We start from the raw sequence: 22990 nt of genomic DNA, 5'->3' as shown, positions 1-22990 counted from the left end.
ACAAAACTCAATGAAAGTAAAGGGTTAAGAGGTACGGTTACCGTATGTGGACATCAAATTTTATGTTTTAGAATCGACAATTATTCGGATTCTGTTAAATACAGTAGAAATTTCTAATTGAAGCAACTTTTCGTTTATCTTCGTTATACAAACAAACCTATTTAACTATTTAATGAGCAGTATCTTGAAAATTGGGATGGCGCAAATTTCTCCTGTTTGGCTAAACAAAGAAAAGACCATCGAAAAAGTCAATTCGTATATTGTAAAAGCCGCTAAAGAAAAATGTGATCTAGTAGTTTTTGGTGAAGGATTATTGCCAGGATATCCTTTCTGGTTATCTATCACTAATGGCTCTGAGTTTAACTCACCAGTCCAAAAAGAGATACATGCTCATTATTTAAAAAACTCTATTGAGGTTGAAAAAGGTGATCTGAATAGCATCTGTAAAACAGCTAAAGAAAACTCAATTGCAATTTATTTGGGTATTATAGAAAGAGCTGTTAATCGCGGCGGTCATAGTTTATACTGTTCTTTAGTGTATATTGACAAAACAGGGACTATACAATCTGTTCACAGAAAATTACAACCGACATACGAAGAACGTCTAACTTGGTCTCCGGGAGATGGTCACGGCTTAACGGTTCATCCTTTAGGAGGTTTTACTGTTGGAGGATTAAACTGTTGGGAAAACTGGATGCCTTTACCAAGAACAGCTTTATACGCACAAGGAGAAAACTTACATATTGCAGTTTGGCCTGGGGCGGAAAGAAACACTTTTGATATCACAAAGTTTATTGCAAAAGAAAGCAGGTCTTTTGTTGTTTCCGTAAGTGGATTTATGTCTATTGATGATTTCCCGAAAAACACTCCTAACTATGAAGTAATTATTAAAGACGCACCGAAAATTTTAGCGAATGGTGGATCTTGTATTTCTGGACCAGATGGAGAATGGGTAATTCCTCCAGTTGTTGGAGAAGAAGGTTTGTTTACGGGTGAAATTGATTATCAAAAAGTACTTGAAGAGCGACATAATTTTGACTGCGTTGGTCATTACTCAAGACCAGATGTCACCAAATTAACTTTAAATAGAGAGAGACAATCTATCATCGATTTTTCATGAAATTAAGAGAACTAAACACGGCACTTTTACTAGTTGATATTCAGAAAGGATTTGACAACGAGGAATATTGGGGTGGAAATAGAAATAACAAAGATGCAGAAGAGAAATGTGCTCAAATTTTAAAAGAATGGAGAGCATTACAACTTCCTGTTTATCACATTCAACATAGTTCACAAAATCCGAAATCATTATTACATAAATCTCATCCTGGTTTTGAAATTCAAGACATTGTGAAACCACTACCAGGTGAACCCGTAATTGTAAAAGATGTGAATAGCGCTTTTATAGGCACAAATCTTGAAACTATTCTTAAAGACCAACAAATTAAAAATGTTGTAATTGTTGGATTAACTACAAATCATTGTATTTCTACAACAACTAGAATGGCAGGGAATTTAGGTTTTGATACTATCTTAGTTGGCGATGCTACAGCAACATTTGACAGAAAGGGAATGAATGGAGAAATCTTTTCTTCAGAAACTATTCATCAAACGACTTTAGCAAACTTACACGAAGAGTTTGCTGACGTTATTACCACAAATGAATTGTTGAGTAGAGTTTAACCTAACCCAACATCCAAAGACATCATCACAATAAATCCACCTATAAAACCAAGCGTGGCAATATCAGTGTATTTGTCTCGTTGTGTTTCCGGAATAACTTCTTCAACAACTACGAATATCATTGCTCCTGCCGCAAAAGCTAATGCGTAAGGTAAAATCGGAGTAAAAAACGAAACTGCTAAAGCTCCTAAAACTCCAGCAAATGGCTCTACAACAGCAGATAATTGTCCGTACCAAAAACTTTTTTTCCTGCTAACTCCTTGTCTCCTTAAAGGCATAGCCACGGCAAAACCTTCTGGGAAATTTTGAATTCCGATTCCGATAGCTAAAGAAATGGCAGCAATAATCATTTCGGTTTGCTCTACTCCAACTAATGTTGAAGCTGCTCCAAATAAAACTCCAACTGCTAATCCTTCTGGAATATTATGTAATGTAATTGCTAATACTAACAAAGTAGTTTTATGCCAATTTGTTTTTACACCTTCCGCTTCTTCTTCTTTAAAATTAATATGTAAGTGAGGTAACCATTTATCCATTCCGAATAAGGCCAAAGCTCCTAATGCAAAACCAATGGCAGACGGTAACACTTTTACAAATCCTTCTCCAGGACTATTTTCTATCGCTGGAGATAGTAAACTCCAAAAACTTGCAGCTACCATAACACCTCCAGTAAATCCAAGCATTCCATCTAAAACTGCTCGATTCAATTTCTTAAAAAAGAAAACTAAAGATGCTCCTAATGCAGTTAACCCCCAAGTAAATAAAGTTGCGTACAAAGCTCCCTGAATAGGATGTTCTTTACAAAACTCAACTATTTGATCGAAAAAACTCATATCTTTTTAATGTATAAGTTGCTAGCTATTTTATTTGAAATAGATAGCGGTTTATTATTTATTTCTATGGTTAAAGAACCATCAAAAGGTTCAATATCTATAATTGTGATTTCAACTCCTAAACCAATTCCTTGTTTATCTAAGAATTTTAAAAAATCAGATGAACTATCATTCACACCTACACAAACCCCAACCGTTCCTTTAGGCAAAACAGATAAAAGATTCTTCTCAATCTGATGTATATTTCCTTCTTCATCAGGAATTGGATCTCCATGTGGATCATGTTTAGGGTATCCCAAAAAAGCATCCAACTCATTAATAAGTTTGGGTGATTTTATGTGCTCCAATTGTTCAGCTACTTCATGGACTTCATCCCAAGAAAAATTCAATTTTTCTACTAGAAAAACCTCCCACAATCTATGTTTCCTGATAATTCCTGTAGCAATTCTTCTACCAAAATCGGTAAGCTTTACACCTTGATACTTTTTGTAAACTACAACTTCTTTTTCAGATAGTTTTTTAATCATATCGGTAACTGAAGAGGCCTTGGTATCCAACTGTTTTGCGATGGCATTCGTACTAATCCCTTTTTCAGAATCAATGGCTAGGTGATATATTGTTTTAATATAATTCTCTTCAGACTGTGAAAACATAGTTGTAATTCTTGACTACAAACATACGAATTTTTGATTTATAAAATTTAATTTTTAGTCTTGTCTAAAAATTAATTTATATTTGCATTAAATTTATTTTAGAACAGAGGAAATGAAGTCTTTCTTACAAACGATATTTTTATTCGCAACACTAATTAGTTACGGACAAACTATAAAAGGAAAAGTCACTTTTAATAACGAACCACAAGAGTTCGTATCAGTATATACTAAAGACAAATCACAAGGAACTATTACTAATAAAGACGGTGAATTCAACTTAACCATAAACCAGCCAAAAGTTACCATAGTATTTCAAAGTGTTGGATTTAAGTTAATAGAAAGGGAAATAAGTTTTAACGGTTCAGAAACCAAAACACTTGACATAACTCTGCAAGAAGACCTCTTAGGATTAGATCAAGTGGTTGTGAGTGCGACACGATCATATTTAAACAGAAAAGTGGCTCCCGTAATCGTTAATGTTACTGACGCGAAATTATTAGAAGCTACTCAGTCTGTTAGTTTATCTGAAGGATTAAACTTTCAACCAGGACTAAGAATGGAGACTAATTGTCAAAACTGTGGTTTTGCTCAGGTCAGAATTAATGGATTAGACGGAGCTTATTCTCAAATATTAGTAGATAGCAGACCCATTTTTAGTGCTTTAAACGGAGTGTATGGTTTAGATCAAATTCCAGCTAATATTATTGACAGAATTGAAGTAGTTCGTGGTGGAGGATCTGCTTTATATGGTGCAAATGCTATTGCTGGAACTATTAATATTATTACTAAAGATCCGATTGACAACACATTTCAAGTAGGGCAAAACGTTTCTTTAATCAAAGGAGAAACATTAGATATTTCAACAACTATTAACGGAACCGTCGTAAATGATGAAGCGTCTGCTGGTTTAACCTATTTTGGAATGTACAGAAATAGAAATTCATATGATTACGATGGAGATTCTTTCACTGAACTCACAAAACTAGAAACGCAAACCTTCGGATTTAAAGGATATATAAAACCTTCTGACAATACAAGATTAACAGCAGAATTTAATTCTATTAGTGAATTTAGAAGAGGAGGAAACAAATTAGGTTTACAACCTTTTGAAAGTGATGTTGCAGAACAAATTGATTCTGATGTATTAACGGGTGGACTTACATTTGAATCTTCTATTAATGAAGGAAAACAACATTTCTCAGCTTATGTTTCTACTTCTCGCTCAAAAAACAAAAACTATTACGGAGGCGGAGAGGATTTAGTTGCTCAAAATGGTCAAGTATTAGGATTTGGTAATTCTCGTGATGAAACTTGGGTTTTAGGTTCTCAATATGCCCACAAACTATCTGATTTTCTAGGTGGAAAAGGAAATTTCACTGGAGGAATTGAGTTTAAGTATGATAAAATGAAAGATGAAAAACCAGGTTTTAATGCTTTTGTAAATCAAACTTTAAGAACTTATGGATTGTATGCCCAACAGGAGTGGACTATCAATAAACAATGGAAAGTTTTAGGAGGGTTACGTGCAGATATTCATAACTTAACTGATGAAAGCGTGATTTTCAACCCGCGTTTAAATGTAATGTACTTCGCAAATGATAATTCTAGATTTAGACTTTCATATGCTAAAGGGTTTAGAGCTCCACAAGTATTTACAGAGGATTTACATGCACAAATTGCAGCCGGAGAAGTTTTAACCGTTCGTGTTGATCGTTCTAATTTAGTTTCAGAAACATCTCATAGTTTTACAGGATCTTTTGATTGGAATAAAAGTTTAACTGAAGGAGAAATATCGTTCACTTTAGAGGCCTTTTATACACGAATCGTAAATCCATTTATTCTAGAACAACTCACCGATGTAATATGGGAAAAACGTAACGGAGATAATGCATATGTAAAAGGATTCAACATCGAAACGAAATATGCTCCAAATGAAAACTGGATTTTACAAGCAGGAGCAACAATTCAAGAAGGGAAGTTTGACAAACCAGTTCAATGGTCTGATGATCCTAATATTTCATTAGAAAACGCAGATAACTTTTTCAAATCACCAAACTTCTACGGAAACTTTATTGCAACCTATGCTCCGAATAAAAAATTCCAAAACAATATTTCGGCTGTATATACAGGAAGTATGTACGTTCCACATTTAGCAGGTTTCATTACTGAGGATCGTTTAGAAAAAACACGAGACTTCCTTGAATTAAACCTAAAGTCATCTTATGACTTTTCTTTAGATAGCCATAATCACTCTACATTGAGAGTTGGTGGTGGAGTTCAAAATATTTTTGATAGCTATCAGCAAGACTTTGATCAAGGGCCAGATAGAGATGCTACCTATATTTATGGTCCAACTAGACCTAGAACATATTTTATTTCTTTAAAGTTCATTAGCAACTAGCTAATTAAGCTATTTGGTTTTTCTTGTTAACATTCGCGAAACATTCGGGTAAGGATTCATAAACGTTATGGTAATACAACTATAATCTACATCTAACTTTTACTTTACAAAATCTGTTCAATTTTGCCTGCAATAAGAATCACCAAGGATGAGAAAAATTTTAATATTCGCTTTAATAAGCTTTTCACAATTTATTTTTGCGCAAGATAAAGGAACGGTAAAAGGAATTGTTACTGATAAAGAAATGAGTAATGAGCCTTTGCCTTTTGCTAATGTATTTATAAAAGGAACTACTATTGGAGGTAACACTGATATGGATGGTACATATACTATATCAGTTGTACCAGGTAATTATACGTTAGTTTTTAGTTTTGTAGGATATCAGACTATTGAAAAACCAATCACAATTGTTGCTGGAAAAACAATAACAGTAAATCAAGCAATGGGTGCCAGTGGTGGAGAACAATTAGATGAAATCCAAATTAACGCTACTGTAAGTAAAGATAAAGAAAGTGCTTTATTATTAGAACAGAAGAAAGCGACAGTAATTAAAGAAAGTATCGGTGCACAAGAACTTGCTAAAAAAGGAGTTAGCGATGCTGCTGGAGCTGTAACTAAAATCTCTGGAGTATCTAAAGAAGAGGGAAATAGTAACGTTTATGTACGTGGGTTAGGAGATAGATACCTAAACACTACTATGAATGGTTTAACATTACCATCGAACAATGTCAACAAGAAAAATATTGACTTAAACTTATTCTCTTCTAACATTATTCAAAGTGTATCAATTAGTAAAGCATACGCTTCTGATTTTTATGGAGATTTCGCAGCAGGTAATGTAAACATTACATCTAAAGAGTTCACAGGAAAAGAAATGTTTGAAGTATCAATAGGAAGTGGAGTTAATTCTCGCGCTGCCGGACAAGACTTTGTAAAAAGTGAAGGAACAGGACAATTCGGTTTCTATGGAAGATATGGAAACAACCCGTTCGCAAGAGTTTTATCACACGGAATTGATCCAGTTGACGGAGGTGCTCCAATTAATGCAGATATTGAAATCAGTGCTGGTAAGAGCTACACTTTTGAAGATGATTCTAAATTAAGCTTATACGGTACCGCTTCTTTCGAAAGAGGTTTTGAATACAGAGAAGGACCTGCTGTTGATTTCATTACAGTATTTAAAAAGTCTTACCCAAATGCTAAAGAATATCAGTACTCGACAAAAACTACCGTTTTTGGTACTGCTTTGTATAAAATTAATGATAACAATAAACTAAAGTACACTTCGATGTTTTTAAATAATTCATCTGATGAAGTAGGTTACTATGGTTTTAAAGGTTTAGGTGAAAATAGAGATGCTATTTTAAACACAGATGAAGGTTTCTATCAAATGAACGTTCAGTTTAATCAAGATTTAGTTTTCGTAAACCAATTAACTGGAGATCATAAATTTTATGAAAATCCAGAAGATGAAACTCCTGAATTAGAGGTTACTTGGGGTATTGGATATAACAATGTTTTTGCTCACGAACCAGACAGAAGAAGAGTAAGTATAGAAAATTATCAATTTTCTTTAGACAATGATCCAACAACAAACGCAACTTTCTTCAACAATAACGTATTTGATAATCAACGTTATTTCCAAAGAATTATAGATGAAGAATTAAACAGTCGTATGCAAGTAACATATAATGCCTCTGAAGCTCTTGCTTTAAACTTCGGATACAACGGAAGGATAAAAACAAGAGAGTTTGAAAACATTCGTTACGGATATAACTTCGTTGGTAACAATGTTGAAGTAGATCCAAATAATATTGATGATGTTATCAACTTAAATAACGCTCAGTTTTTCCAAAATCAAACTGGAAAATTATATAACATTGAGGTATTCAATCAAATTCCAGGTTATCAGAATAGCAATATTGTAAGCTTACCTGGTACGAATGAAAATGAATATAGTGGAGAATTAAGAATTCATGCTTCTTATGTTTCAGCTAACATTACTCCAAATGAAAAATGGACAATCGTTCCTGGAGTAAGATTAGAGTATTTAGATCAAAGAATTGATTATGATGTAATTAACATTAACCCTAATGATGCTGGTTTCAGAGAAGTAGAACAAACATTCTTTTTACCAAACTTAAACGTAAAGTATGCACTTACAGATGATTCTAACTTACGTTTATCATACGGAAAAACAGTATCGGTTCCAGAATTTAAAGAAGTAGCTCCATTTGTTTACGAAGATGTAACTGAACGTATTGGAGGTAACTCTGATTTATTAAATGATCCTTCTTTCTCTGCAGTACATAATTTAGATCTAAAGTATGAGTGGTTTATGTCTAGAGGAGAGTTATTATCACTTACAGGATTTTACAAACAAATTAACGATCCGGTGAACTTAGTAATTGCAAATGATGCAACAGGAACACAACGTTATTTCAGAACTGGAGATAGAGCTCAAGTAGTTGGAGCTGAATTAGAAGTTCGTAAAGCATTAATCAAAAACGAAGATGACCAAACGCAATTAGGATTTGGATTCAACTTTACATACATGCACACGCAGCAAGATTTAAAATCAACTACAGGGTTATTTACTGCTACGTTCAATAGAGATTCTGATGAAGTGCAAGGAGCTTCTCCATACATCTTTAACGCGAATATCGACTATTCACCTACTCAATTTGAAAACTATAAACCAGTTGCCAATTTAGTATTCTCTTACTTCTCTGATAGAATTTACGCCTTAGGTTCTGGTACAGGAAACATCGTTCAAAAAGGTGTTCCAACTTTAGATTTCGTTTGGAAAAATGAGATTGGTAAGCACTTCGAAGTAAACTTTAGTGCGAAAAACTTATTAGATCCATCAATCGAAAGAGTAAGAGAAATCAACGGTGCTGATGATGTAACATTATCAAAATACAATAGAGGAATTAACCTAGGTTTGAGTCTTAAGTACAAACTTTAAATAAACAAAAAACAACAGAACTAATAAAAATTAAAAATTAAACAAATGAAAAATAATTTTTTACTAGGATTAGCTTTAGCTGCTACAATCTTAACTTCGTGTGGAGATGACGATACTGCTAATGTTATAATCAATGATAATAGTGTAATTAATAACGGTGGAGGAACTACAAATCCTGACACTGATGAAGAATTATCTGGAAGTATCTCATCTGATTTAACTTTAGATGCTACTAAAAATTACACAATCACAGGACCAACAATCGTTCAAGATGGTGCTTGTTTAACAATTCCTGCTGGAATGACTATTAGAGCTGCTGCAACTGGAGCTGATGTATATTTAGCTATCGCACAAGGTGGATGTATTAACGCTGAAGGAACTTCTTCTCAACCTATCGTATTTACTTCTGCTTCTAACACTCCAAACGCTGGAGACTGGGGAGGTTTAATCCTTTTAGGAAAAGCTCCAATCAACTCTGTTGACGGTACCACTACAACTACTGCAACTTCTGAAATCGCTTCTTTACCTTATGGAGGAACTGAGGCTGGAGATAACTCAGGTACTTTACGTTATGTACGTGTTGAATATTCTGGAGGTAAAGCTGACGGACAATCTGAAAACAATGGTGTTTCTTTCTACGGCGTTGGAAACGGAACTGTTGTTGATTATGTACAAGTTTTCGAAGGAAAAGATGACGGATTCGAATTCTTCGGAGGTACTGTAAACGTTAGTCACATAGCTGTGTTAAACTCTCAAGATGATTCAATTGACTGGACAGAAGGTTATACAGGAACTATTACTGATGCTTATGTTAAGCATGGTGCTTCTCACGATAAAGGAATTGAAGCTGACGGATTTAACACTGACGTTGCTAACAACGGTGGATACTTCTCTAAGCCAACTGTAACTAACTTAACTATCATCGGTTTAGGATCTGGAACTGGAAACGAAGCTGTACGTTTAAGAGCTGGTACTCAAGGTATCTTTAACAATGTTTGGATCGAAGGATTTAACGAAGCTTTTGATTTAGATGGTGCTGATGCTGCTAACCCAACTGGTGCTGGAGTATTAAGTGGTGACTTAGTTGTTAATTCAGTAATTTTTGCTGATGTTAACGTTAAAATGAAAAATGATACAGGTGAGACTTTCGCTGAATCTGACTTCTTAACTGAAGATGCTAACGCTACAGGAACTGACTTCGCTACTTGGGGAGCAGGATGGACTAGACAATAAGAAACATATATTTCTTAATATAAAAAAAGCCGAGGTAAAATCCTCGGCTTTTCTATTTTTGTACTACAATCTGAAACTTATTTAACAGCAATCTTTGTACTTTCTTTCCATGATTGTACACTTGCTATTGTATTGTTGTTATTGTAGTTAATTTCTTTAAGTTCGTCTTTGGTCCAAATAAACCACTTACCTACTTTTTTTCCTTGGTCGTAATGCGCCATAACAGTTTTGTTACCCTTTGCATCATAACGATTCCATACTCCATGTAAAAGTTTGTTTTTATAAAAACCTTCCTCTTTTACATTTCCATTATCATGAAAGTGAGTTACTTTAATTAAATCACCTTTCTTCTCGTATTTTGGCTTTATTTCCTGTGCTTGAGAGATTCCAAAGAAAGCTACACAAGCTAAAATTAGTACTTTTTTCATATTGGAGAACGTTTAACTATTTACATTAACATTACAAATATAACATATATTTTACTTTCAAACAACTTTTTGGTAACATTAATTTAACATTGGAAGAATGATTGGGAAATCTGTTATGAGATTGGTATATTTACATTACTTATTTATTAATCAATTAAATATTAAAATTATGGCAGTAATGAAAGTTATTGAAGTTCTAGCGAACTCAGAAAAAAGTTGGGAAGACGCAACTCAAAAAGCAATTAAGCAAGCTTCTAAATCGGTAAAAAACATTAAATCAGCTTTTGTTCAATCTCAAAGTGTTGTCGTTAATGATGACGAAGTATCTGAATTTAGAGTTAATTTAAAAATTACCTTCGAAGTAAAATAACCAGACCCGTTAAAGCTACACTACTACTATAATTATATTTTGCGATATTTTACATATCGCTTTTTTAATTCATTAAACAAATAATCATAATAAAAAAATGGAAGAATATCTATTAGAATTTAAAGACATCTTAATTCAATATGCACCAAATGTAATTGTGGCATTTATTTTACTTATTGTCGGACTTTGGGTTATAAAACTCATAACAAAAGCAGTTGACAAAGTAATGGATAAAAGAGGGATTGATAACTCGCTACAAGGTTTTTTACTTAGTCTAATTAATTGGACGTTAAAAATATTCTTATTTGTTACTATAGCGGGACAATTAGGATTAGAAACAACCTCTTTTGCTGCAATAATTGCTGCTACTGGTTTAGCTGTTGGTATGGCATTGCAGGGGTCTCTTTCTAATTTTGCTGGAGGTGCTTTAATTATGATTTTTAGACCGTTTAAAGTTGGCGATTATATAGAAGCTCAAGGTGAACAAGGTGTTGTAAAAGAAATTCAAATTTTTACCACTAAATTAAATACTGTAGATAACAAAGAGGTTATTTTACCTAATGGTGCTTTATCAAATGGCGCTATTACCAACTATTCTTCTGAAGAAAAAAGAAGAGTTGATATTACTTTTGGCGTTTCTTATGATGCCGATATTAAGCAAACAAAAGATGTTCTATATAATGTCATCAACAATACACCATACACTTTAAAAGACCCAGCAACTCAAGTTGTATTAGGTGAGTTAGCTGATAGTTCTGTGAATTTTAAAACTAGAACTTGGGTGAACAGTGGTGATTATTGGGATGCTTATTTTTATATTATGGAAAACACAAAAATCGCATTAGACAATGCTGGGATTGAAATCCCTTACCCACATAGTGTTGAAATTCAAAAGGAAGGTTAAACCTTTTTCTTTTCAGGAGTAACAATAAAATCTTTTAAATAAAAAGGTTCAAAATAAGCGACATCTTCGATGTCGTTTTTTTTATACTTTTCATAACTCAGTGAAGCCATTTCTTTTGAAGAAGGAAATTTACCATCAATAAAACTAAAATTAGGATGATTTAGAACTTCTTTACACTTTTCTGAACCACCACCAAGGAAAACTATTTTCTCTTTAGAATATTCTTTAAAAGAAGTTTCATCTATTATTTCCGCTCTAATTTCCCTTACTTGATTATAGTTACTATCATAAACAGCTGAATACACCTCCATTCTTCTAGCATCTAGCATGGGAATAATATATCCTTCCTCTACACTTACAGCATGTGATAATGATTTTAACGTATCTACAGAGATTAATGGAACATCTAGGGAAAAACACAAACCTTTAGCCGCAGAAACACCAATTCTCAACCCAGTGTAAGAACCAGGACCTTTACTAACTGCAATAGCATTAACTGAATGGATTTCAACCTTAGCTTCCTCTAAAACTTCTAAAACAAATGGGTGCAATTTTTCTGCATGTGAATAATTACCATCATTAAGTTCTTTAAAATGAATAACATTTCCATTTTCAGCTACTGAAACAGAACAATTCTTTGTTGAAGTTTCTATGTTAAGTATAATTGCCAAGGTTTACTTTTTTTTTTGCAAATATACAAAGCGTTCACCTCTTTTTAAGATTTAATCAAGTATGTTCTCTCCGTAGAAAAACTTTAAAACTTTCGTTTTAAAAATATAATCATACTTTGCTCTAATAGAAGCTGATTCCGCATTTACCAGTCTGTTACGAACCTGATCATAATCAAACTGAGTCATAGAACCGTAATCAAAACTAACCTGCGCGTTTTTAAAAGCCTCTTTTTGAGCTTCTAAAGAAATTCCAGCTGCTTCATAAGTTTTGGCAGCAGCTTTTGCATCTAAAAACGCTTGCTCAATAGTTTGTTGTAAACGAAGCTTTTCGTTCTCTAAGTTATTTTCAGAAACCATTTTTTGAATTTTAGAACGCTCAACATTAGCATCATTTCTAAAACCATTAAAAATCGGGATATTAATGTTCACCCCTAATCCGTAACCTAAGTTATTATCTAATTGAGTAAAAAATTCAGTATTTGAAAAACCTGTTGGTAAATCTAACAAGAAACCATAGTTGGTACTTACATTTGCAGAAGTAGAAATAGATGGATAATAACCAGCTCTAGCAATTTCAACTCCAAGACTCGCATTCTCTATATTCAATTTAGCTTTCTCAATTTCTGGACGATTTGTCAATGCTTTCTGATATACTTCATTAGAACTACTGTAAAGTAAAGCTGCAGATGGAGATCCGACCTCGATCACTGCAACATCAAAATTTTCGTAAGGCACTTGGATTAACTGAGCTAACTGTAATAATGCTATATTTAAACTATTCTCTTGAGTAACTACATTTTGAGCATCATTTGCTGCTGTAGATTGAATGTTTAATAAATCTCCTTTCGGAATAGAACCTGCTTCAAATTGAACCTGAGCTTGTTGAATTTGCTTCTTACTTATCTCAGCTTGGACTTTTGCAACTTCCAGATTTTCCTTTGCAAACAAAACATTTAAATAGGTGTTTACTACTTGTAAAGAAATATCATTTTCGATAATACCTAAATCTAACTTACTACTTTCTACACCTAACTTCGCTTGCTTATATGTGTTTAAATTTCTAAAACCATTAAACACAGTGTAACTAGCACCTACTCCTATAGATCCACCAAACGTGCTTGTAGCTACCCTGTCATTAGATACTGGATCAAAGGTAGAACCGAAGTTTAAGTTACCTCCTGTATTAGCACTAACTGACGGTAAAAAATTAGCCTTATTACTCTTTACATCTTTTTCAGCTATTTCTACACTTAACTTATTTTGCTTAATCGTAATATTATTAGTCAAAGCATGATCAACAGCTTCTTTTAGCGTCCATTGCTTTTGGGCAAATGTAAATGTTGTACTTAATAAAAAAGCTGATAGTAGTATTAGTTTCGTATTTTTCAAAGTATTTTGTTTTTGTAAACCAAGGATATGACGACAAAGAACACAATATGTTACAAAAAAAATTAAGATTCTTCTCTTTTTGTTTTTTTTCTGTATTTGTATAGCGCATAGAATAACAACCCCACCAAAATATATGGAAAAATCATTAGATATGTAATGCCATCGTTCACTCCTTCTGCCATTGTTTCATTACCTCCTTCAACAACTGCTTTGCACATTGCACATTGAGCATTCATGATGTTAAAGGACACTAAAAAAACAAAGAAAGTAATTGTCTTCTTCATATTAATGAACATAATAAGGAGAAATCATTACATAAACCACAACACCAGTTACAGCAACATATAACCATAAAGGGAATGTAATTTTAGCTATTTTTTTATGTTGTGGAAACTGACCTAATTTTGCTCTCATATAAGTAAACAAAACAAAAGGTATAACCACAACTGAAAGCAGAATATGCGAAATTAAAATGAAATAATACACATATTTTATAATTCCTTCACCTCCAAATTTGGTCGATTCAGATGTCATGTGATATGCCACATACATCACTAGAAACAATGCAGAAAAAATTAGTGCAGTCGTATTTAATTGCTCATGCAACTTTCTATTTCCTTTCTTAATAGCAATAATGGATCCTATTAATAAAACCGCAGTTAACCCATTTATTGTTGCATAAATCGGTGGTAAAAAAGATAAAGGTTCAACGTTTGGTATTTTGATTCCAAAAAGTGCAGCTACCGCAATTGGAATAACTACAGATACAACTGTTATAAACTTCTTATACTTCTTTTCGTTTACAGATACGTTACTCATTTAATAAAAGTTTAATGTCTTGTTTTAATTCGTTAATTTGATCTGGAAAACCCTGCTCTTCAAGTGCACGGTAATACATAATTGGATTCCCATGTTCATCATATCTTGAGCGGATATACCCATCTTTATCTACTAAAGCAAATAATCCAGAATGTTCAAAACCTCCATGGGTTTCTTCTCCATTTCCAGCATATAATTTAAAACCTTCGTTTGATAATTTATAAACCTCTTTTTGTGGCTTTCCAGTAAGTAAGTTCCAGTTTTTATGAGTGATTTTATAATTATCTGCATATTGTTTTAATTTCTCCGGTGTATCAATTTCTGGAGTAATTGTAAAAGAAGCTATACCGAAGTTTGGGTTCCCAAAAAATTCATCTTGAATTGTTACCATTTTACGATTCATTATTGGACAAATAGTAGGACAAGTAGCGAAAAAGAATTCTACTACATACACTTTACCCTCATAATCCTTATTCGAAATTGTTTTTCCTTCTTGATTTACAAATTCGAAATCTGGCACCTTGGTGAACTTATGTAAATCTGCTTTTTGAAAATTCTTTACAATTTTTGGAACTGAATAAATTCCAAATAACAATACGATAAACGCTATACCTACGTAAGAATACTTCCCTTTTTTCATTAATTATTACTTTTTTCTGTCTGCACTATTTTTTTTCAACGCTAAACGATACTCCGCTAAAACGACTTTCACATCATCTTTCATCTTGTCATTTAACTCTCCGACAGAAGCCATATTATAACCAAATAATTTCCCATCTGCCATATCTTTATCGTCAACTCTACCTCTTAAATTCAATTCTTTGTCAATGATAAATGCCTTGGATGTGTGTAAATTGAAATCTAAAGATTGATTTACCTTGAAACTATCATAAAAAGCTCTTATCACATTATCTTCTGCATAAATGAAATTCCATTTCATCATATCTGTGTAATTACCAATAGATTTTTTTATTTTCTCAATTTGTTCTTCTGAGCCTTTTGGACAAACAACAATCATTTGAAAGTCATTAAAACCATAAAAGGGTTTATATATCTTCTGATTTAGGTTAAAGATTTCACCTTTTACTGCATCCGCCTCTTTTCCAGGGAAGAGAACAATGGAAATTTTATTTTCAAATTTAAATTTACTATCTAAACTTGACACATCGATAACATTCTTTGTTAATACAGGGAGTTTAGCGAAGTTATTCATTCCCATAGAAAGAAAAATATAGAACAATAAAGGCACTATAAAAAGAATGGAAAGAACTATATATTTTTTTGAAATTTTCAAACGAATTTAATTTTAATTGTTTTGCAAAAATAAGCAATTATGAAGCATAGAACTATTCAACCTAACCCGATAACTACTTAAAATATTCTAAAAATTAACTTTAATCTCTATGATTGGTATAAAATTATTTAATCACTCAGAGTTAAAGTATAAAGCAAAAAAAAGGTGGTAAAAACCACCACCTTTTCTAATTTATATTATTACCATTTAATTAATGGTGCTAATGTGTCATATAAATAACCACCTTCAAATAATACGATGAATAAAAGGTAGCAGATTAAGAATACTGCAGTCCAAACTACCGCTCTTCTAAACCATTTTTTTTCACCTTCAAGGTGCATAAATGCCCAAGCAATGTAATATGCTTTAGCTAATGTTAATATGATAAATATCCAATTTAACCAACTAGTACCAGGACCGCTTAAGTGTAAAAAATCAGGTTTTTCAATACCTAAACCTACTTCTACTGCAGTAATTACAGATAAAATTGCTAAAACAATCCAGATTCTTTTTGTATTTGACTCGTGTGAATGTGCCATCTTAAAATATCTTTATAATTAATTAAACTAAGTAGAAGAACGTAAATACGAATACCCAAACTAAATCTACAAAGTGCCAATATAATCCAACTTTTTCTACCATTTCATAATGTCCTCTTTTCTCGTAAGTTCCAAGAACAACATTAAAGAAAATGATGATGTTAATTACAATTCCAGAGAATACGTGGAATCCGTGGAAACCTGTAATAAAGAAGAAGAAGTCTGCAAATATTGGATTTCCATATTCATTCACATGTAAATTTGCACCTTCAACAACTAAATTCGCCTTTTCTAGCTCCTTTAAACTCTCTTCTCTAGATAGAATGATTTTCTTTTTAGTTTCTAAATCAATTCTCTCTGATCTGATTTGTAACGAAGGATCCGCTTTAAACGCTTCTTGAACCTGAGCTACAGAATATTCTGAAATTGTTTTTTCAGACGTAAACCATAAACCATTCTTTCTTGAGTGTTGTTCTCTACCGTCGGTTCTTTCTCCTGTTACAAAATCAGCTAAAGCTATTTGCTCACCATTTTTAACGAATTGTAATATTTTATTGTCTGAAGTTCTAACTGCACCGTAAGATCCCTTGATAAAAGTTTTCCATTCCCATGCCTGAGAACCAACGAATATTAAACCGAATATAATTGTAACGAACATGTACAACGCTACTTTCTTTTGTTGCATTTTGTGACCTGCATCTACAGCTAACACCATAGTTACAGAGGACACAATTAATATGAAGGTCATAAACGCAACATAGTACATTGGGTAGTTTCCGTGGAAAAACGGAACGTGTGTAAATACCTCATCGGCGATTGGCCAAGAGTCAATAAACTTAAAACGTGTTAAACCGTAAGCGGCTAAGAATCCTGAGAATGTTAATGCATCAGATAGGATAAAAAACCACATCATCATTTTACCATAACTTGCACCAAATGGTTGCACTCCGGCTCCACCACCCCAAGTCTCTTTATTATCAGAATTTACAGCGATATTAGATTCCATAAATATCTTTTATCAGTTAATTTTTGTTAAATAATGCGCCAAAATTACGCATTTTATATTACTTGTAAAACTTAAAGAATAAAAATAAAAGTATCCATAGTAAATCTACGAAATGCCAAAAGATTGCACCTAGTTCAAACCCAAGCATATTGGTAGATGAATACTTCTTTTTAAAATGATTATAAATAACGACCATTAGCACTACAACTCCCGCCAAAAGGTGTAAAACGTGAATAAACGTTATTCCAATGACAAATGAGGTTGAAACCGTGCTTTTTGGTCCTGTAAAATATAATCCTAAACTTTCTAATTCTTTAAATCCTATATATTGATACCAAACAAATGCTAAACCAAGCACAAAAGTCGCGATTAATAATAGCATAGATTTCTGTAAATCGTCTTTTTTCAGAAACGATTGTGATAAAAATAATGCGATACTACTTAATACAATTAAAACTGTACTTATGTAAAAGGCCTGAGGTAAATCAAACGACACCCAATCTTCTCTTTTAGAACTCACAATGTAAGCACTTGTTAATCCAGCAAAAAACATCACCATACTAATTAAAGACACCCAAAGCATTGGTTTTGCTGATTTTCTTTTTGCTTCTTTAAGCTCTTTATTTACTTGAACTTCACTCATTTTTTAATGTAAAAATTTATCGATTACGTAAATAATTGGTAATACTGTAATATAAAAAACACTAGCTAACATTAGTTTTCTAGCATCCGTATTGTCTTGAGATTTGTATAATTTAATTCCGTAAAACAACATCAATAACCCCAAAATTAATACGATAATTGCAGTTAAAGGGTAGATGTATAATTTACCAGTTACTTTTAAAACAGGTGCTACGGAAATCAAAATCATTACACAAGTATAAAAGATAATTTGTGCTACAGCTCCTTTATCTTTTTTATCCATAGGTAACATATGTAAACCTGCTTTTTTATACTCTTCATCTTGTAACCACCCAATAGCCCAGAAATGCGGAAATTGCCAGAAAAACTGAATCATAAATAAAAATCCAGCTTCTATTCCGAAACTACCAGTTGCTGCAACCCAACCTAACATAAATGGAATTGCTCCAGGAATAGCTCCTACAAAAACCGCCAATGGTGTAACAGCTTTTAAAGGTGTATAAGCACTTGTGTATAAAAAAATCGAAATCGCTCCGAACAATGCACATTTTGGATTGATGGCATATAATATTGCAATTCCTGCAATTGTAAAGAGTGTAGCAATAATTAAAGCAGTAGTAGATTTCATTCTACCAGAAGGCAAAGGACGATTTTTTGTTCTTTGCATAATTGCATCAATATCTTTCTCTATAACTTGATTAAAAGCATTTGACGCACCTACCATTAAATAGCCTCCGATACTCAATAATAATACTATTGAATAGTCAACTGTTTCTGCTCCTAATAAATAACCAGCAACTGAAGTAAATACCACACTAACCGACAAACCAACTTTAGTTAGTTGCTTAAAATCTAAGAAAAGTGTTTTTAAAACCGACTTATCTGCCATCAAAACTGAACCCACCTTGCTTTTAAAAAATTTTTGCAAAGATATTCCATATATATGTAACCACCATAAAATTTACGTTTTATTGAATATTTAAACTTTTTTTGAAAAAAAATCGATTTTTGTTTGACAGATTAAAAAACGGTTGTATATTTGCACCCGCAATCACAATTGCACACGATCTTAAACAAAAAGACTACGCGAAAGTAGCTCAGGGGTAGAGCATCACCTTGCCAAGGTGAGGGTCGCGGGTTCAAATCCCGTCTTTCGCTCTGAACCTTATATAAAATACCAATGCTGAAGTGGTGGAATTGGTAGACACGTTGGACTTAAAATCCAATGAGCCGTAATGCTCGTGCGGGTTCAAGTCCCGCCTTCAGTACTAAAGCCGAAACATTTTGTTTCGGCTTTTTTTATTTATTTCTTTAAAATATCCTTAATCTCATCTATTTTATCAAACATTGCTTTCGCAAAAGGACATAAAGGAAGTATTTTAATATTTTTTTCTCTAGCCATATCAACTATTTTATAGAGGAGTTTCTTTCCAACTCCCTTTCCTTTAAAACTTTCATCTACTTCTGTGTGATCTATTATAATGAAATCACTTTCAGGAATAGAATAGGTCATTGCTCCAGCTTTCTTTCCGTTATCACTTGCTAAAGCAAAACCTTTACTCCCTTGTTCTTTAATTGTTATTTCCATTTTTTAAAATTTTATTTCTGTTGGTAATATGAAATGATATAGATTAGAATGGAAAATACTATGGAAATATTAATTATCAAAGATTATTTACTAAAGAAAAAAGCTAGTCTCATAAACTAATTTCTTTTACTAAGATTTATTCCTCGCAACAAAAACTGTATTAAGCGCAACACCTGTAATTACTACTCCCGCTCCGAGTAAACCAATAATTGTATATTTTTCATCTAGCCAGAAAACACCTGCTAACATGGTAAATAAAACTTCAATATACTTTAAAGGTGCAGATTTATTTATTTCTGAGGTTTGAAAAGCTTTTGTCATATAGTATTGTCCGATAAATCCAAAAACACCTAAACTAACTAAGGATAACCAATCGAGGTCTGATGGAGTTCTCCAATAAAAAATGGTAAAAATCCCGCTAATAAAAGTAGAAATCCCCATAAAATAATTTATTACCACTAATGGATGATCTCTTGTATTTATTTTACGGATTAGCATAAACACCAAACCAGTTAACACTGCAGACCCCAGAACAATCAAAAAACCAATTGTACTTACATCTGTATCAAAACCTTTTAAAATTAACACTCCAAGAAAAGCGATACCAAAATACATCCATTGATTCCATTTTATTTTTTCCTTCAATAAAAAAACGGCAAAAATTGCTGCAAAAATTGGTGAGATGTAACGAATAGAAACTGCTGTTCCCGTTTTTAAATATTTTAGTGACGCAAAAAAGAGCGTCATGGCCACAAAGCCTATAATCCCGCGAGCAAATAATAATTTTCTTTGGTTACCTAGAGGTTTAATGTTGTTCTTTATTAATAAAGGAATGGTAAAAAAAAGCGTAATTGCTGATCTAAAAAATACAATTTGATACACATTAAAATGGCGTAAATCTTTTACCAATATATTCAATACGGAAAATGACAGCGCACTAATAATCATGAAAATAATCGCCTTTCTCATGCTACTAATGTAAACAGACTTCTTTACTTAAAATCATAATTCTGTCATAACTTATAATTATAAATTAGCCCTTCAAAAAAGGAAATTCAACTTTTTGGAATATTCTTTGTAAAGTTTAAAATGTATCTGCGTCTAAATCCACAAATCAAGATAATTATGAAAAAATTAATCCCAATTATTGCCCTTTTTATATCAGTAAGTATTTCGGCTCAAACGAGTGTATTTAATGGTTTATTAAGTAAGCATGTTGATGCTAAAGGAAATGTAAACTATAAAGCTTTGAAAAAAGATGAAGCTACATTAGATACTTATATCGCTTATTTAGAAAAAACATCTCCAAGTTCATCTTGGTCAAAAAATAAGCAAATGGCATTCTGGATTAATGCATATAACGCCTATACAATCAAATTGATCTTAAATAACTATCCTGTTAAAAGTATCATGAAAATTAAAAAGAAAGGGAAAAGCGCATGGAAAATTCCTTTCGCAGTTGTAGGTGGAAAAACATACACGTTAGATCATATCGAACATAATATTTTACGTAAGAAATTATTCGATCCAAGAATTCACGTAGGTGTAAATTGCGCCTCTGGATCTTGTCCTAAACTACATAACAAGGCTTTTACTGAAGCAAATATTAATAATGAACTAGAGAGTTTAATGAAGCAGTTTATTAATGATTCCAAGAGAAATAACTTAAAGAAAAAAAGTACTATTCATATTTCTGAAATCTTTAATTGGTTTAAGGGAGATTTCACTAAAAAAGGTTCTGTTGTTGACTATATTAACAAATATGCAAACGAACCTGTAGATGATGATGCTAAAATTCAGTATTTACCTTATAACTGGAATCTAAACGGAAAGTAGTATTTTTATTCTCATTTTACTGAAACAAGTTCAGTATAAAAACATAAAAGAAAGTACATGTCTAAAACATATTATGATCCTGCCGACTTAAGAAAGTTTGGTAAAATAACAGAATGGAGTGAAGAGCTTGGAAACAAGTTCTTCGACTATTATGGGAAAGTTTTTGAAGAAGGAGCACTTACCGCTCGAGAAAAAAGTTTAATAGCATTAGCTGTAGCACATACAGAACAATGCCCATATTGTATTGATGCTTATACAAAAGATGGTTTACAACGTGGAATCACCAAAGAAGAAATGATGGAAGCTATTCACGTTGGAGCAGCAATTAAAAGTGGTGCTACCTTAGTTCACGGTGTTCAAATGATGAACAAAGTGAACAAATTAGAAATGTAAGTAAACTCTAATTTAGCGAAGTCTAAATCTTAGAGATTACTTATCCCAAATTTTGTTGGAAACTGAAAATATTGTCACCTCGAGCGGAGTCGAGAGGTTGTTTAATTAGGTCTCGACTGCGCTCGACCTGACAAAAAACAAGTAATGAAGAAATCGCTTTTAGCAAGAAATAACGATTTAGCAAACACACAACGTCAATTAGAAATTCTATCAAATGGAATTTTTAAGGATGGTGAATTACCTACGTTTGCTGAAAAAATTAAGGAAACAAATCAATTTCCTTTACAGCCCAAGAAATTAGAAATTCTACAAATAAACCTTGGTTACATGTGTAATCAAGTTTGTGCTCACTGTCATGTAGACGCTGGTCCTGATAGAAAAGAAATCATGACTCAAGAAACAATGAAACAGTGTTTAGAGGTAATTAAAAAAACTGGTGCACATACTTTAGATTTAACTGGTGGAGCTCCAGAAATGAATCCTAACTTCCGTTGGTTTGTAGAAGAAGCTTCAAAAGCTGGAATTAAAGATTTTATCGTACGATCGAATCTGACTATTATTCGTGCGAATAAAAAATATTACGATCTACCTGAGTTCTTTAAAAAACATAATGTTCATGTTGTTTCATCTATGCCGCACTGGACTCGTGGAAAAACAGATAAGCAACGTGGTGATGGAGTTTTCGATAAATCCATCAAAGCATTACAAATGTTGAATGATGTTGGTTACGGAAAAGAAGGTTCTGGATTACAATTAGATCTTGTTTATAATCCATCAGGAGCATTTTTACCAGGTGATCAAGCTGCCTTAGAAAGTGATTTTAAAAAAGCCTTATTAGAAGACTTTGACATTGTGTTTAATAGTTTATTCACAATTACCAACTTACCTATTAGTAGATTTTTAGATTACTTAATTGCTTCTGAAAACTATGAAGATTATATGTATGCTTTAGTAGAAGCTTATAATCCGATGGCCGTTCAGAATGTAATGTGTACCAATACACTTTCTGTGAGTTGGGATGGTTGGTTATACGATTGTGATTTTAACCAAATGCTAAATCTGAAAGTTGCTAGCAAGGTGAAACACATTTCAGAATACAACGAAGAATTATTAAGCAAACGTAATATCATTATCAACCAACATTGTTACGGTTGTACTGCTGGAGCAGGAAGTAGTTGTCAAGGAACTGTAGCGTAATTTAATTAGCAAATTTGATAATTAGTTAATATAATAAATGTCTGTTTTAAATCATGAATACAATTTTAGCATCATTCCGAATTCATTTCGGAATCTCATGATATTGCGAAACTGTTATTTATGATGAGAACCTGAAATAAATT

Annotated in this window: 25 protein-coding genes and 2 tRNA genes; 12 read left to right on the top strand and 15 right to left on the bottom strand. The window is 32.6% G+C overall.

Going from position 1 to position 22990, the window contains the following annotated elements:
• The first annotated feature begins 172 nt into the window (after positions 1–172).
• Together ACOSP6_RS08375 and ACOSP6_RS08370 are read left to right on the top strand one after the other, a co-directional pair.
• Positions 173–1120, top strand: a complete 948-nt coding sequence (locus ACOSP6_RS08375) for a carbon-nitrogen hydrolase family protein (protein ID WP_422095075.1) — start codon at positions 173–175, stop codon at positions 1118–1120.
• Positions 1117–1683 (top strand): cysteine hydrolase family protein, encoded by a 567-nt coding sequence (locus ACOSP6_RS08370; protein ID WP_422095074.1) that lies wholly within the window; start codon positions 1117–1119, stop codon positions 1681–1683. Before ACOSP6_RS08375 ends, ACOSP6_RS08370 begins: the two co-directional genes overlap by 4 nt.
• On the opposite strand, the gene ACOSP6_RS08365 is transcribed toward ACOSP6_RS08370, so the two are convergent.
• Positions 1680–2516 carry a ZIP family metal transporter gene (locus ACOSP6_RS08365; protein ID WP_422095073.1) on the bottom strand — a complete coding sequence of 279 codons (837 nt, stop codon included), beginning with the start codon at positions 2514–2516 and terminating at the stop codon, positions 1680–1682. The genes ACOSP6_RS08370 and ACOSP6_RS08365 overlap by 4 nt on opposite strands.
• Positions 2513–3169, bottom strand: coding sequence for a metal-dependent transcriptional regulator (locus tag ACOSP6_RS08360; RefSeq protein ID WP_422095072.1), 657 nt, complete (start codon positions 3167–3169; stop codon positions 2513–2515). Before ACOSP6_RS08360 ends, ACOSP6_RS08365 begins: the two co-directional genes overlap by 4 nt.
• Positions 3170–3281: 112 nt before the next feature.
• Between ACOSP6_RS08360 and ACOSP6_RS08355 the strand changes: the two genes are divergently transcribed.
• The 3 genes from ACOSP6_RS08355 (at position 3282) to ACOSP6_RS08345 (ending at position 9771) form a co-directional block, all read left to right on the top strand.
• Positions 3282–5570: a TonB-dependent receptor gene (locus ACOSP6_RS08355; protein WP_422095071.1), complete on the top strand. Its 2289-nt coding sequence runs from the start codon at positions 3282–3284 to the stop codon at positions 5568–5570.
• 148 nt (positions 5571–5718) lie between these two features.
• Positions 5719–8538: a TonB-dependent receptor domain-containing protein gene (locus tag ACOSP6_RS08350; protein ID WP_422095070.1), complete on the top strand. Its 2820-nt coding sequence runs from the start codon at positions 5719–5721 to the stop codon at positions 8536–8538.
• Positions 8539–8583: 45 nt separating this feature from the next.
• Positions 8584–9771, top strand: a complete 1188-nt coding sequence (locus ACOSP6_RS08345; protein WP_422095069.1) for a multidrug transporter — start codon at positions 8584–8586, stop codon at positions 9769–9771.
• Between the two features lie 77 nt (positions 9772–9848).
• Here ACOSP6_RS08345 and ACOSP6_RS08340 read toward each other — a convergent pair whose 3' ends face one another.
• The gene (locus tag ACOSP6_RS08340; protein WP_422095068.1) at positions 9849–10199 is read right to left on the bottom strand and encodes a toxin-antitoxin system YwqK family antitoxin; all 351 of its coding nucleotides are present in this window, start codon (positions 10197–10199) and stop codon (positions 9849–9851) included.
• Between the two features lie 169 nt (positions 10200–10368).
• Between ACOSP6_RS08340 and ACOSP6_RS08335 the strand changes: the two genes are divergently transcribed.
• Positions 10369–10569 (top strand): dodecin family protein, encoded by a 201-nt coding sequence (locus tag ACOSP6_RS08335; RefSeq protein ID WP_422095591.1) that lies wholly within the window; start codon positions 10369–10371, stop codon positions 10567–10569.
• A 97-nt stretch (positions 10570–10666) separates the two neighbouring features.
• On the top strand, positions 10667–11473 hold the full coding sequence (locus ACOSP6_RS08330; protein ID WP_422095067.1) for a mechanosensitive ion channel family protein: 807 nt from the start codon (positions 10667–10669) through the stop codon (positions 11471–11473).
• Here the strand turns inward: ACOSP6_RS08330 and tsaB are convergent.
• The 10 genes from tsaB to cyoE all read right to left on the bottom strand — a co-directional run bounded on the left by tsaB (position 11470) and on the right by cyoE (position 18722).
• Positions 11470–12144, bottom strand: coding sequence for a tRNA (adenosine(37)-N6)-threonylcarbamoyltransferase complex dimerization subunit type 1 TsaB (gene tsaB, locus ACOSP6_RS08325; protein ID WP_422095066.1), 675 nt, complete (start codon positions 12142–12144; stop codon positions 11470–11472). The two genes, ACOSP6_RS08330 and tsaB, sit on opposite strands and share 4 nt — an antisense overlap.
• A gap of 51 nt (positions 12145–12195) precedes the next feature.
• On the bottom strand, positions 12196–13533 hold the full coding sequence (locus ACOSP6_RS08320) for a TolC family protein (protein ID WP_422095065.1): 1338 nt from the start codon (positions 13531–13533) through the stop codon (positions 12196–12198).
• A 62-nt stretch (positions 13534–13595) separates the two neighbouring features.
• Positions 13596–13817: a hypothetical protein gene (locus ACOSP6_RS08315; protein ID WP_422095064.1), complete on the bottom strand. Its 222-nt coding sequence runs from the start codon at positions 13815–13817 to the stop codon at positions 13596–13598.
• Between the two features lies 1 nt (position 13818).
• Positions 13819–14352 carry a DUF420 domain-containing protein gene (locus tag ACOSP6_RS08310; protein WP_422095063.1) on the bottom strand — a complete coding sequence of 178 codons (534 nt, stop codon included), beginning with the start codon at positions 14350–14352 and terminating at the stop codon, positions 13819–13821.
• The gene (locus ACOSP6_RS08305; RefSeq protein WP_422095062.1) at positions 14345–14992 is read right to left on the bottom strand and encodes an SCO family protein; all 648 of its coding nucleotides are present in this window, start codon (positions 14990–14992) and stop codon (positions 14345–14347) included. The genes ACOSP6_RS08310 and ACOSP6_RS08305 overlap by 8 nt, the downstream gene beginning before the upstream one ends.
• A 6-nt stretch (positions 14993–14998) precedes the next feature.
• Positions 14999–15646, bottom strand: a complete 648-nt coding sequence (locus ACOSP6_RS08300) for a hypothetical protein (protein WP_422095061.1) — start codon at positions 15644–15646, stop codon at positions 14999–15001.
• Positions 15647–15846: 200 nt separating this feature from the next.
• Positions 15847–16185, bottom strand: coding sequence for a cytochrome C oxidase subunit IV family protein (locus ACOSP6_RS08295; RefSeq protein WP_422095060.1), 339 nt, complete (start codon positions 16183–16185; stop codon positions 15847–15849).
• A gap of 22 nt (positions 16186–16207) precedes the next feature.
• Positions 16208–17191, bottom strand: coding sequence for a cytochrome c oxidase subunit 3 (locus tag ACOSP6_RS08290; protein ID WP_422095059.1), 984 nt, complete (start codon positions 17189–17191; stop codon positions 16208–16210).
• 58 nt (positions 17192–17249) lie between these two features.
• Positions 17250–17834 (bottom strand): cytochrome c oxidase subunit 3, encoded by a 585-nt coding sequence (locus ACOSP6_RS08285; RefSeq protein ID WP_422095058.1) that lies wholly within the window; start codon positions 17832–17834, stop codon positions 17250–17252.
• Positions 17835–17837: 3 nt separating this feature from the next.
• A complete protein-coding gene (gene cyoE / locus ACOSP6_RS08280) occupies positions 17838–18722 on the bottom strand; it encodes a heme o synthase (RefSeq protein ID WP_422095057.1) in 885 nt (294 codons plus the stop codon).
• A 197-nt stretch (positions 18723–18919) separates the two neighbouring features.
• Here cyoE and ACOSP6_RS08275 point away from each other — a divergent pair.
• A tRNA-Gly gene (locus tag ACOSP6_RS08275) sits at positions 18920–18991 on the top strand.
• Positions 18992–19015: 24 nt separating this feature from the next.
• Positions 19016–19101 (top strand) — tRNA-Leu (locus ACOSP6_RS08270).
• A gap of 35 nt (positions 19102–19136) precedes the next feature.
• On the opposite strand, the gene ACOSP6_RS08265 is transcribed toward ACOSP6_RS08270, so the two are convergent.
• Both ACOSP6_RS08265 and ACOSP6_RS08260 read right to left on the bottom strand, forming a co-directional pair.
• Positions 19137–19421 carry a GNAT family N-acetyltransferase gene (locus ACOSP6_RS08265; protein ID WP_422095056.1) on the bottom strand — a complete coding sequence of 95 codons (285 nt, stop codon included), beginning with the start codon at positions 19419–19421 and terminating at the stop codon, positions 19137–19139.
• A 129-nt stretch (positions 19422–19550) separates the two neighbouring features.
• The gene (locus ACOSP6_RS08260) at positions 19551–20390 is read right to left on the bottom strand and encodes a DMT family transporter (protein WP_422095055.1); all 840 of its coding nucleotides are present in this window, start codon (positions 20388–20390) and stop codon (positions 19551–19553) included.
• 156 nt (positions 20391–20546) lie between these two features.
• Between ACOSP6_RS08260 and ACOSP6_RS08255 the strand changes: the two genes are divergently transcribed.
• The 3 genes from ACOSP6_RS08255 to arsS all read left to right on the top strand — a co-directional run bounded on the left by ACOSP6_RS08255 (position 20547) and on the right by arsS (position 22847).
• Positions 20547–21257: a DUF547 domain-containing protein gene (locus ACOSP6_RS08255; RefSeq protein ID WP_422095054.1), complete on the top strand. Its 711-nt coding sequence runs from the start codon at positions 20547–20549 to the stop codon at positions 21255–21257.
• A gap of 57 nt (positions 21258–21314) precedes the next feature.
• Complete coding sequence (locus ACOSP6_RS08250; protein ID WP_086029663.1) at positions 21315–21650, top strand: arsenosugar biosynthesis-associated peroxidase-like protein; 336 nt, start codon at positions 21315–21317, stop codon at positions 21648–21650.
• 144 nt (positions 21651–21794) lie between these two features.
• Positions 21795–22847 (top strand): arsenosugar biosynthesis radical SAM (seleno)protein ArsS, encoded by a 1053-nt coding sequence (arsS, locus tag ACOSP6_RS08245; protein WP_422095053.1) that lies wholly within the window; start codon positions 21795–21797, stop codon positions 22845–22847.
• The last annotated feature ends 143 nt before the right edge of the window (positions 22848–22990 follow it).

It is taken from the genome of Tenacibaculum sp. MEBiC06402 (assembly GCF_049239625.1).
GTDB lineage: Bacteria > Bacteroidota > Bacteroidia > Flavobacteriales > Flavobacteriaceae > Polaribacter.
Note: the sequence above shows the minus strand (reverse complement) of the source record. Positions and strands in the feature narration are given on the sequence as shown.